The sequence below is a fragment of the Bacillus sp. N12A5 genome, from assembly GCF_026790125.1.
Taxonomy (GTDB): domain Bacteria; phylum Bacillota; class Bacilli; order Bacillales; family Bacillaceae; genus Bacillus.
Map to the genome: position 1 here is coordinate 416,612 of NZ_JALAMR010000002.1, position 12,355 is coordinate 428,966.

The 12,355-nt window shown below is 42.0% G+C and carries 9 protein-coding genes and 1 pseudogene; 8 read left to right on the top strand and 2 right to left on the bottom strand.

The features are described from left to right. Positions 1–119 precede the first annotated feature (119 nt). The 5 genes from ptsG (at position 120) to splB (ending at position 5,730) form a co-directional block, all read left to right on the top strand. Positions 120–2,219: a PTS glucose transporter subunit IIABC gene (gene ptsG / locus MOC09_RS02560; RefSeq protein WP_268369439.1), complete on the top strand. Its 2,100-nt coding sequence runs from the start codon at positions 120–122 to the stop codon at positions 2,217–2,219. A gap of 96 nt (positions 2,220–2,315) precedes the next feature. Further along, positions 2,316–2,582: a phosphocarrier protein HPr gene (locus tag MOC09_RS02565; protein WP_003218637.1), complete on the top strand. Its 267-nt coding sequence runs from the start codon at positions 2,316–2,318 to the stop codon at positions 2,580–2,582. Continuing rightward, entirely contained in the window at positions 2,582–4,294 is a 1,713-nt protein-coding gene (gene ptsP / locus MOC09_RS02570; protein ID WP_003218638.1) for a phosphoenolpyruvate--protein phosphotransferase, read from the top strand. Before MOC09_RS02565 ends, ptsP begins: the two co-directional genes overlap by 1 nt. A gap of 90 nt (positions 4,295–4,384) precedes the next feature. Further along, positions 4,385–4,624, top strand: a complete 240-nt coding sequence (gene splA, locus MOC09_RS02575; RefSeq protein WP_003218644.1) for a splAB operon transcriptional regulator SplA — start codon at positions 4,385–4,387, stop codon at positions 4,622–4,624. Positions 4,625–4,701: 77 nt separating this feature from the next. Next, complete coding sequence (gene splB, locus MOC09_RS02580) at positions 4,702–5,730, top strand: spore photoproduct lyase (RefSeq protein ID WP_268362192.1); 1,029 nt, start codon at positions 4,702–4,704, stop codon at positions 5,728–5,730. On the opposite strand, the gene MOC09_RS02585 is transcribed toward splB, so the two are convergent. After that, positions 5,727–6,425 (bottom strand): GNAT family N-acetyltransferase, encoded by a 699-nt coding sequence (locus tag MOC09_RS02585; RefSeq protein ID WP_268369441.1) that lies wholly within the window; start codon positions 6,423–6,425, stop codon positions 5,727–5,729. The two genes, splB and MOC09_RS02585, sit on opposite strands and share 4 nt — an antisense overlap. A gap of 138 nt (positions 6,426–6,563) precedes the next feature. Between MOC09_RS02585 and mcpC the strand changes: the two genes are divergently transcribed. The 3 genes and pseudogenes from mcpC (at position 6,564) to MOC09_RS02600 (ending at position 10,948) form a co-directional block, all read left to right on the top strand. After that, positions 6,564–8,531: a methyl-accepting chemotaxis protein McpC gene (gene mcpC / locus MOC09_RS02590; protein WP_268369442.1), complete on the top strand. Its 1,968-nt coding sequence runs from the start codon at positions 6,564–6,566 to the stop codon at positions 8,529–8,531. 150 nt (positions 8,532–8,681) lie between these two features. Beyond that, positions 8,682–9,548 (top strand): NAD(P)-dependent oxidoreductase, encoded by an 867-nt coding sequence (locus MOC09_RS02595; RefSeq protein ID WP_268362200.1) that lies wholly within the window; start codon positions 8,682–8,684, stop codon positions 9,546–9,548. Positions 9,549–10,054: 506 nt separating this feature from the next. Then, positions 10,055–10,948: pseudogene (locus MOC09_RS02600) on the top strand (virginiamycin B lyase family protein). Between the two features lie 358 nt (positions 10,949–11,306). On the opposite strand, the gene MOC09_RS02605 reads toward MOC09_RS02600, so the two are convergent. Then, positions 11,307–12,113, bottom strand: a complete 807-nt coding sequence (locus tag MOC09_RS02605; protein WP_268362204.1) for a CAP domain-containing protein — start codon at positions 12,111–12,113, stop codon at positions 11,307–11,309. Between the last annotated feature and the right edge of the window lie 242 nt (positions 12,114–12,355).

Consider the following 12,355-nt stretch of genomic DNA (forward strand, 5'->3'; position numbering starts at 1 on the left):
CTTTTTGTTGTGTAAAAGGGCAAATGTAAACGGTTAAACTGGAAGACTTACGCCTGTGAATTCGTTGTCATGATTTTTAGCTGTAAGGTCAGACTAGTAAAAAGAGGAGGTCAATTCTTATGTTTAAAGCATTATTCGGCGTTCTTCAAAAAATTGGGCGTGCGCTTATGCTTCCAGTTGCAATCCTGCCGGCTGCGGGTATTTTGCTTGCGATCGGAAATGCGATGCAAAATAAGGACATGATTCAAGTCCTTCATTTCTTGAGCAATGACAATGTACAGCTCGTAGCAGGTGTTATGGAAAGCGCTGGGCAAATTGTTTTCGATAACCTTCCGCTTCTTTTCGCAGTGGGTGTAGCCATCGGGCTTGCCAACGGTGATGGAGTTGCAGGGATTGCAGCGATTATCGGTTATCTGGTGATGAACGTATCCATGAGTGCGGTTCTTCTTGCAAACGGAACCATTCCTTCTGATTCAATTGAAAGAGCCAAGTTCTTCACGGAAAACCATCCTGCATATGTAAACATGCTGGGGATACCTACATTGGCGACAGGCGTGTTCGGCGGTATTATCGTCGGTGTATTAGCTGCATTATTGTTCAACAAATTTTACACAATTGAACTGCCGCAATATCTTGGTTTCTTTGCGGGTAAACGTTTCGTTCCGATTGTGACGTCAATTTCTGCACTGATTCTGGGTCTTATTATGTTAGTGATCTGGCCTCCGATCCAGCATGGATTGAATGCCTTTTCAACAGGATTAGTGGAAGCGAATCCAACCCTTGCTGCATTCATCTTCGGGGTGATTGAACGTTCGCTTATTCCATTCGGTTTGCATCACATTTTCTATTCTCCGTTCTGGTATGAATTCTTCAGCTACAAGAGTGCAGCAGGAGAAATCATCCGCGGGGATCAGCGTATCTTTATGGCGCAGATTAAAGACGGCGTACAGTTAACAGCAGGTACGTTCATGACTGGTAAATATCCATTTATGATGTTTGGTCTGCCTGCTGCGGCGCTTGCGATTTATCATGAAGCAAAACCGCAAAACAAAAAACTCGTTGCAGGTATTATGGGTTCAGCGGCCTTGACATCCTTCTTAACAGGGATCACAGAGCCATTGGAATTCTCATTCTTATTCGTTGCCCCTGTCCTGTTTGCGATTCACTGTGTATTCGCGGGACTTTCATTCATGGTCATGCAGCTGTTGAATGTGAAGATTGGTATGACATTCTCCGGCGGTTTAATTGACTACTTCCTATTCGGCATTTTGCCGAACCGGACGGCATGGTGGCTTGTCATCCCTGTCGGCTTAGGACTTGCGCTCATTTACTACTTCGGATTCCGATTTGCCATCCGCAAATTTAATCTGAAAACACCGGGACGCGAGGATGCTGCGGAAGAAACAGCAGCAGCTGGGAAAACAGGTGAAGCGGGAGATCTTCCTTATGAGATCCTGCAGGCAATGGGTGACCAGGAAAACATCAAACACCTTGATGCTTGTATCACTCGTCTGCGTGTGACTGTAAACGATCAGAAAAAGGTTGATAAAGACCGTCTGAAACAGCTTGGTGCTTCCGGGGTGCTGGAAGTCGGCAACAACATTCAGGCTATTTTCGGACCGCGTTCTGACGGTTTGAAAACACAAATGCAGGACATTATTGCGGGCCGCAAGCCTAGATCTGAACCGAAAACATCTGCTCAAGAAGAAGTAGGACAGCAGGTTGAAGAAGTGATTGCAGAACCGCTGCAAAATGAAATCGGCGAGGAAGTTTTCGTTTCTCCGATTGCCGGGGAAATTCACCCGATTACTGATGTTCCTGACCAAGTCTTCTCAGGAAAAATGATGGGTGACGGTTTTGCGATTCTTCCTTCTGAAGGAATTGTCGTATCACCGGTGCGAGGAAAAATTCTAAATGTATTCCCGACGAAACATGCGATCGGCTTGCAATCTGACGGCGGAAGAGAAATTTTGATCCACTTTGGTATTGATACTGTCAGCCTGAAGGGCGAAGGATTTACGTCTTTCGTATCAGAGGGAGACCGCGTTGAGCCTGGACAAAAACTTCTTGAAGTTGATCTGGACGCAGTCAAACCGAATGTACCATCTCTCATGACACCGATTGTATTTACGAACCTTGCTGAAGGAGAAACAGTCAGCATTAAAGCAAGCGGCTCAGTCAACAGAGAACAAGAAGATATTGTGAAGATTGAAAAATAAGGTGTTAGTACGCTGTGCTTGTCAGATGACAAGTACGGCTGTATGATATAATATTGTGAAGTAATAAAGCTTTAAGTTAAAAGGAGAATGATAAAAATGGCACAAAAAACATTTAAAGTAACTGCAGATTCTGGAATCCACGCTCGTCCTGCGACAGTTCTAGTACAAACTGCAAGCAAATACGACGCTGACGTTAATTTAGAATATAACGGCAAAACAGTTAACCTTAAATCTATCATGGGCGTTATGTCTCTAGGTATCGCTAAAGGTGCTGAGATCACAATCTCTGCTACTGGCGCTGACGAAAACGATGCTCTTAACGCTTTAGAAGAAACAATGAAAAGCGAAGGACTCGGCGAGTAATGCAAGAATTAAAAGGGATTGGTGCTTCAGCCGGCATCGCGATTGCAAAAGCGTACCGGCTTGAAGAGCCAGATTTAACGGTTGAAAAGAAAAACATCTCTGATTCTGAAGCGGAAGTAAGCCGTTTTGATGAAGCGATTGCACGTTCAAAAGAAGAGCTCGAAAAAATCAAAGAGCACGCTTTGAAAGAACTGGGTCAGGATAAAGCTGATATTTTTTCTGCTCACCTTTTAGTTCTCAGTGACCCTGAGCTTCTGAACCCTGTGAAAGAAAAAATCAGCACTGATTCAGTGAATGCTGAATTCGCTTTAAAAGAAACGTCTTCTATGTTCGTTACCATGTTTGAATCAATGGACAACGAATATATGAAAGAGCGTGCGGCAGATATCCGCGACGTAACAAAACGCGTAACCGGCCACCTGCTTGGCGTTGAAATTCCAAACCCAAGCATGATTTCAGAAGAGGTTATTATTGTAGCTGAAGACTTAACACCGTCTGACACAGCTCAATTAAACCGTGAGTTCGTAAAAGGATTCACAACTGATATCGGCGGACGCACTTCTCACTCTGCCATCATGGCGCGTTCTCTTGAGATTCCTGCAGTTGTCGGAACGAAAGCGGCTACAGGCACGATCCAAAACGGCGTGACTGTTATCGTTGACGGCATCAATGGCGATGTCATTATTGACCCATCTGCGGAAACTGTAAAAGAGTATGAAGAAAAACATAATGCTTATTTGGCCCAAAAAGCTGAGTGGGCGAAGCTAGTCAATGAACCGACTGTCTCAAAAGACGGACATCATGTAGAGCTTGCAGCGAACATCGGTACTCCTGATGATGTGAAAGGCGTTCTTGAAAACGGCGGAGAAGCAGTTGGCCTTTACCGTACAGAATTCCTTTACATGGGAAGAGATCAGCTGCCTACAGAAGATGAGCAGTTTGATGCTTATAAAACGGTTCTTGAGCGTATGGAAGGAAAATCAGTTGTCGTGCGGACACTTGATATCGGCGGAGACAAAGAGCTTCCTTACCTGCAGCTTCCTAAAGAAATGAACCCGTTCTTGGGATACAGAGCGATTCGTCTTTGCCTTGAAGAGCAAGAAATCTTCAGAACACAGCTTCGCGCGCTGCTTCGTGCAAGTACATACGGAAACTTGAAAATCATGTTCCCTATGATTGCGACAGTTAACGAATTCAAAGAAGCAAAAGCGATCCTTCTTGAAGAGAAAGAAAAGCTTGTAAAAGCGGGACAGGCTGTATCTGACGATATTGAAGTCGGTATGATGGTTGAAATTCCGTCAACTGCAGTCATCGCTGATCAGTTTGCTAAAGAAGTTGATTTCTTCAGTATTGGAACAAACGATTTGATCCAATACACAATGGCAGCTGACCGTATGAATGAACGTGTATCTTACCTGTATCAGCCATACAATCCGGCGATCCTTCGCCTAATTACACTTGTAATTGAAGCGGCACATAAAGAAGGTAAATGGGTTGGCATGTGCGGAGAAATGGCAGGAGACGAGATTGCGATTCCGATCCTTCTCGGCCTAGGCTTAGATGAGTTCTCAATGAGCGCAACGTCTATCCTTCCGGCAAGAACACAAATCAGCAAATTGTCTAAACAAGAAGCTGAGTCATTCAAAGAGAAAATCTTATCTATGAGCACGACAGAAGAAGTTGTCGCGTTCGTAAAAGAAACATTCAAGTAATATACAAAAACCAGACGGCCTCCGGCCTGTCTGGTTTTTTTCATAAGTAAGGGTATAGAAGGGCACAATAACATGGCTAGGAGGGATAGTATGTCAAACCAATTTAACGCAGGAGATACAGTTTACGTTATTTACAGAAATCCGCACGCCGCCAATGTTGCCCACATAAAGGAAGCTGAAATTGTGCACCATCCATACCATGAAGGTGAGCTTTCCCTGTTTATTTATGAAACCTATCATCCGTTTGCTGAGGACGATGCTGTGTTTGCAAGCTATGAAGAAGCCAAATCACTCTACAAAGAACTATTTGATATTGATCCGTATGAGTAACAAGGAAATCATTACAACTCATATCCTTTCCGTCTTATGTGAAAAGTAACGGTAGTAAAGGAAAAGGATGTGGCATTATGCAGAACCCATTTGTTCCGCAGCTTGTGTATATTGAACCGAGAGCGCTGGAATATCCGCTGGCCCAGGAATTACATGATAAATTTGAGAAAATGGGCATTGAAATCAGAGAAACGACATCCCACAATCAGGTGCGTAATATTCCCGGAAAAAACCACCTTCAGCAATATCGCAATGCGAAGTCAACCTTAGTCATCGGAGTCAGGAAAACATTAAAATTTGATTCTTCCAAACCTTCGGCTGAATATGCCATACCGTTTGCAACAGGCTGCATGGGGCATTGCCATTACTGCTATCTGCAAACAACGATGGGGTCAAAGCCGTATATCAGAACTTATGTAAACGTCGAAGAGATTTTGGATCAGGCAGATAAGTATATGAAGGAGCGCGCACCAGAGTTCACCAGGTTTGAGGCTTCATGTACGTCAGACATTGTAGGAATCGATCATCTCACACACACGCTGAAGCGCGCCATTGAACATTTTGGACAAAGCGAGCTCGGAAAGCTCAGGTTTGTAACGAAATTCCATCATGTCGATCACCTATTAGATGCAAAGCATAACGGGAAAACGAGATTCAGATTCAGTATTAATGCTGACTATGTGATTAAAAACTTTGAGCCGGGAACCTCACCTCTTGATAAGCGGATAGAAGCGGCCGTAAAGGTTGCAAAAGCAGGGTATCCGCTAGGCTTTATTGTTGCACCGATTTATATTCATGAAGGCTGGGAAGAAGGGTACAGACATTTGTTTGAAAAACTTGATGCCGCTTTGCCGGAGGATGTCAGGCATGATATTACGTTTGAATTAATTCAGCACCGTTTTACAAAACCGGCCAAACGGGTTATCGAGAAGAATTATCCGAAGACAAAGCTTGAGCTAGATGAAGAAAAACGGCGTTATAAATGGGGCCGATACGGAATCGGCAAGTATATTTATCAGAAAGATGAAGAGCACGCACTGCGGGAAGCGCTTGAATCCTATATCGATACCTACTTCCCTAATGCGAAAATCGAATATTTCACTTAAAAGGGCTGTTTTGATGAACAGCTCGTTTTTTTATAAAAAGGATTTTTCCATTCCATTAAAACACCGAAATTCAATGATTCTTCATCCTCTAAATAATTGCTGACTACTCGAATCGGAGAACGGCCGCAGTGCAGGAGAAAGGACAGCACAGGGTCTTTTTTTCTGCCCTCTATTACATCTTCAACGTATTGTACAGCGCTGATCTCACCTGCGCATTTATGATAAAAAGGAATGCGCCCGCCGCCGAGAAGACGCTCCAGCCGTTTGTCAACAGTCAGCTCATACATCGTGTTCATCAGCCATTTTCCAATTCCAAGCTTTCGATACTGAGGAGAAACTGAAATATCCACTACATATAAAGTATTCCCATGAGGATCATGATTTTTAATAGATCCGTTGTCTGTCGCCTGCGCCCATGTATGGTCAGGTGACTCAGGCTCAAAATGTACGATAAGAGCAGTCATAGAACCGACAATTTTGCCATTGACCAGCGCACACAAAGCGCCTTCCGGAAAGGTTTTGATATGGCTGTCAAGCTGTTCCCCTGACCACAGCAATTCCTGAGGAAACGGAGGGGGGAAACATTCTCTTTGAAGTGACATCAGCCCCTTTATGTCAGTCTCTGAATAGTTACGGATGGTCAGAACCTCAAATTTTCTGCCGTTGTGCACGTACATTTGTTTTAGTATGATCATCACCCCTCCTTGTGTTGTCGTTCCATGATAATGAGGATTGAATTTTCAGTAAATATATTCCGGTGTTCATATAATTTATTACTTCATTATTCATTTTTTAAACAAAAGGACCGATATAAAAATTAGGGGGGGATTGGTTTGTTTAAAAAACTTCACATGAAGATTGCTGTTTTTGTTTCGATTATGTTAATCGTCACAGTTGTTCTTTTAATGCTGTCTTCTTATCTGACGCTAAAACCGCTGATTACAGAGGATGGGAAAAATACAACTCAAAACGTGACGCAGTCACTTGAACAAAATATTGAATTGCAATTAAAGAGTTATGCTATTTCGTTATCAAGATTGGCTAATGGGGAATTAACTCATACATTTGTAACAAAACCAAGTAAAGAAGCTTCTCAGCTGTTTAACGATGACATTAAACAAATCAAAGATAACGATGATTATGTTGCGTTGGCTTACATAGGCACCGCGAAAAAAGAAATGTTTACATATCCGAAAGCCGATTTTGCTGATGATTATGATCCGACCTCAAGATCGTGGTATAAGCTTGCAGCTCAAACCCCTGATCAAGTTGTTTGGACAGAGCCCTATAAAGATGTCGTGACGGGAGATATGATTGTGACTGCATCGAAAGCGATCCTTGACGAGCAAAAAGTGATAGGGGTTGCCAGCTACGATTTGAAGCTCTCTGCTATCCAGAGCATGGTCAATAAGCAACAGGTGCCTTACAATGGATTTGCCTTTTTAGCTGATGCAAGCGGCAATCTTTTGGCCCATCCGTCAAACCAAGGAAAAAATATATCAAAGGATCAAACACTGCAAACCATTGCATCTGAGAAAAAAGGGATACAGGATGTGGATGGGAAAATGGTTGTGTACCAAACGATTGGGGAAACGGGATGGAAAGTCGGCACACAATTTGATACCGATCAATTAATGTGGATTTCAGATAAAATGAATCGGGCGAATCTTTGGATATCATTGATTGCGCTTATCATCACAATTATTCTCAGCTACTTCCTGGCCAAAACGATAACCGGTCCGATACAGCAGCTGATTGCAAAAACGAAGGCAGTTTCCGCAGGCGATTTAACAGTGCACGCTGAATCAAAATCCAAGGATGAAGTCGGGATTTTAACAAATGACTTTAACCAGATGGTTGAAAATATGAGGGAAATGGTTGAACAAGTGAGACTTTCTTCAGGGAAAGTATCTGATACCTCTGAGCAATTAACGGCTGTCTCTGCGGAAACAAATGAAACAAGCGGACAAATTGCAAAAGCGATTGAAGAAGTAGCTGCAGGGGCATCAGAACAGGCTTCTGAAGTTGAAACCATTAACGAAAAATCAGAAAGCCTGTCAACGAAAATCAGACAAATCGCTCAGGAGGCAGGCGGAATGAAAGAACGCTCAAAATCATCTGAGGATGCAAGCTATAAAGGACTTGACGCGCTCGGCCAGCTGCTGATGAAGTCAAACGAAGCCAACATGGAAACGAAAAAGGTTGAAACGATGCTGCTGGATTTGGAAAATCAAACAAAAAATATTGAAGAAGTCGTTACAGCGATTTCGAATATATCTGATCAGACTAACCTGCTGGCCTTAAATGCCAGCATTGAGGCAGCCAGAGCCGGAGAAAGCGGACGCGGTTTTGCCGTCGTAGCCGATGAAGTGCGGAAGCTGGCTGAGCAATCAGCCCTTTCTACAAAGCATATCAGCGAGACTGTGAAGCTGATCCAGCTTGAGACAAAAGAAGCCTCTCACGCAATGGTTGAGGCAAGCAGAATGAATGATGAACAAAACAGTGCCATTCATGAGACAGGAGAGGTATTAAACACGATCACTGCGGAAATGCAGTCGCTGGTACAAGGCATTGATCACATTTACGAAGAAATTCAAAGGATGAGTGAAGAACAGCTTGCGATTTCTGAAGCCATTCAAAGCATTTCCGCCATATCACAGGAATCGGCAGCTGCAGCAGAAGAAGTGAACGCATCAACTGATGAACAGCTAATCACGCTTGATAAAGTCAAACACTCAACGGAAACGTTAAAACATGCAAGCCAAGAGCTTATGAACACAATTGCAAAATTCACATTGTAATTCAAATACAGCCCCAAAACATGATTTGTTTTGGGGAGTTTTTTATTTTAAGACTCTACTATATAAAGAATGAATATGGTAGTCTAGAAAATGAAGTGAAAATGATAAATTTTAGCTAAAATCAAAACGAAACATCTGGGAGGAATGACCTTGAAAAAAACAATTGGTTTTATCGGTCTTGGGGTGATGGGGAAAAGCATGGCATCACATATTCTCAATGACGGCCATCCTGTTTTGGTGTACACCCGGACAAAAGAAAAAGCAGAAAGCATACTGCAAAAAGGCGCGGTATGGAAAGAAACGGTCAAAGATCTTTCTAAAGAAGCGGACGTTATCATTACAATGGTCGGCTATCCCAGTGATGTGGAAGAAGTGTATTTCGGAAGCGGCGGAATTATTGAAAATGCAAAAGAAGGCGCATATCTCATTGATATGACGACATCTAAACCTTCGCTTGCGAAGAAGATTGCGGAAGCGGCCAAAGAAAAAGCATTGTTCGCTTTAGATGCCCCTGTTTCCGGCGGAGATATCGGTGCACAAAACGGAACACTCGCGATAATGGTTGGAGGGGAAAAAGAAGCATTTGAAGCCTGTATGCCGATTTTCTCTTTAATGGGAGAAAACATTCAGTATCAAGGACCGGCTGGAAGCGGCCAGCACACGAAGATGTGTAATCAAATTGCAATTGCGGCGGGTATGATCGGTGTAGCTGAAGCGATGGCATATGCCCAAAAATCAGGCCTGCAGCCGGAAAATGTCCTGAAAAGCATTACAACGGGGGCAGCCGGAAGCTGGTCACTGTCAAATCTCGCTCCCCGTATGCTGCAAGGTGACTTCGAGCCAGGTTTTTATGTGAAACATTTTATAAAAGATATGGGAATTGCACTAGAGGAAGCGGAATTAATGGGAGAAGAAATGCCAGGCTTGTCACTTGCAAAATCTTTATATGACAAGCTCGCTGCACAAGGTGAAGAAAACAGCGGAACCCAAAGTATATATAAGCTTTGGGTGAAATAAAAAAGATATCTGAATCATACAGTGATCCATTAGGCTGTCGAGAAAATCTTGACAGCTTTTCTAATTAAAACATGAGGCATACGGTTTACAATGCTGTTGCCACTGATCTGCATTTATTTTATATTCTTGTTTCTTAAAAAATCACCCTTTTCTATACCCATTTTTTCATTTGACAAAATTGAACGGGTATTTTACTGTTGCTTTAACTAAAAACGGGAGGGTGAAAATAAGAACATGATTCAATAATCCTAACTTGAGAAAGAATCAATAGCTTAACATATTCATTCAGTTTCAGTACAATTCTTTCGTTGATCTGAATGCTTATTTGGTTTGTTTATTGATTGATTTTCTGAGATAGGATTATGAAGTAATGTTCTTTATTTGTACAGACTAAGTGGCTTTAAAGATCAAGCCTACTTAGGTATGAACTATGCATTGCCTCCTATCTCAGAAAAATGAGAATAGGAGGCATTTTTTTGCACACCATATTTTATGGGGGAGTGTATATGAAGTTTGAACAGCAGGAAATAAATATTCTAGGCTCTGATTCAGGTCCATATGGAATAGCAGTTTCACCCGAGGGAAAGGTATGGTTTACTCAACATAAAGCAAACAAGATTAGTTGTATTGATAAGAAGGGACAAGTTCAAGAGTACACTGTTCCGACACCTGATGCTAGAGTAAAGTGTTTAACGGTGTCTTCAAAAGGAGATATTTAGTTTACCGAAAATGAAGCTAATAAGATAGGAAAACTGACAACAAATGGGCAATTTATAGAATATCCTTTGCCGCATCCAAATTCCGCCCCATATGGAATTACGGAAGGTCCAAACGGCGATATTTGGTTTACTGAGATGAATGGAAATCGAATAAGTAAATTGACGGCAGAGGGCAAGATTCATGAATATGAACTACCTAATCAAGGATCATACCCTACTTTTATTACAGTAGGTTCAGATCAGTCAATTTGGTTCACTGAAAACCAGAACAATGCTATAGGCAAAATAACCGAGTCAGGAGAGTTAACGGAATTTCCAATTCTTACACCAGCAGCAGGACCAGTAGGGATTACAAACGGGCATGATGATGCACTTTGGTTTGTAGAAATAATGGGTAATAAGGTAGGTAAGATTACGGTTTCCGGTGAAATAACTGAATATGACATCCCTACACCAAATGCACGTCCCCATGCAATCGTGGCAGGCGTGAAATCTGATTTATGGTTTACCGAATGGGGGGCAAATAAAATAGGAAGGCTGACAATTGATCACACAATTGAAGAATATACAATCAATACACCTTATGCTGAACCTCATGGAATTGGATGTGATAATGAGGGAACAGTGTGGTTTGCATTAGAATGTAACAAAATAGGAAAACTAAACTTAATCAAAGAATGAGGAGCCACTCTTTGGCTCCTCTGGCAGTCGAGAAAACCTCGGCAGCCTCTATTTCGCCATCACTTGGTGTTAATTGCACATACTGTAAAAGCCATCGATCATATAAATCACCCCGCATGTATGGAAGACAAAATCGTTTGTCTGTTTCAAGGAAAACGGAAGTGACCGAACGAGTTTTCCTCGCAGCCGTGTGCCAAAACATGAAGAAAATTATCACACACCTATCCGAGCAGGGCTGGGTATACGGGAACTTTTTCTTGTTATGGAAACAGAGTAGAAATAAAAAACAAAAAAGCTTGTAGAGAAAACATGGTTTTCTCTACAAGCTGAAGATTACTTGTCTCGTACAGGATATTTATTATTTTCCGATGAATTGCTGTGTCCAGATGCTTCCAGACTCAACGTAGCCTACACCGATGTGAGTAAAGTTAGGATTTAGAATGTTTTTTCTGTGTCCTTCACTGTTCATCCAAGCTTTTACAACTTCCTCTGGTGTCTTTTGGCCCTTAGCGATGTTTTCACCTGCTGTTTTGTAGCTGATTCCGAAAGATTTCATCATATCAAACGGTGAGCCGTAAGTTGGGCTTTGGTGGTCAAAGTAGTTTTTGTCTTTCATATCCTGAGATTTTGCGCGAGCAGATTTGCTCAACGTTTCATCAATTTGAAGAGGTTTTAACCCTTGTTTTTGTCTTTCTGCATTTGTAAGCTCAACAACTTTTTTCTCATAGGCGCTTACAGATGAAGGCGCAGATGTAGTTGTGTTTGTTTTTTCAGCTTCAGGTGCTTTAGAAGCGGTGTTGTGTTCAGTAGCAGCTGGTGCTTTAGAAGCAGTGTTTTTTTCAGCAGCTGCTTTTTCAGCAGTTTTTTGTGCAGGTTTTGCAGTTTCAGTCTTTTGAACATCCTGAATGTTCATGTTAGATTGCTTCGCATATTTTTGAAGAAGCTGCTTGATCTCTTTTTCGTTTGCAGCGTCTAATGTTTTGATATTTGTTTTCATATGCAGTTTTTTCACTGCATCGTTAAGGGACATGTTTTGCACAGTGTTCCCCGTTTTTACCGTTACCACATGCTGGCAGGAGAGTTCTTTCGCTGATGCTTGCTGTACGCCCCCGAATGTGAATAATCCAACCGCAGCGGCAGCAGATAAAATAAATGCTTTCTTCATTAGTTCATAACCTCCTAGAGTTGTTTGTTTCTACAGAAAAATCATAACATAGCTTTTTTGTCATAAAGAATCCAACACTTTCCTTTGACAAATAGAGATTGTCATTTTCGTAACGTATATGCGCTAAATCGCTAAGGAGAAGGGAATTAGCTGGATATCATGATTTTATCGTACAGTTACATTGCTTCCTTTTTCTTGAATCGTTAGTTAAATTTTAATGTGTTTTTATGTTGACAGTTTTT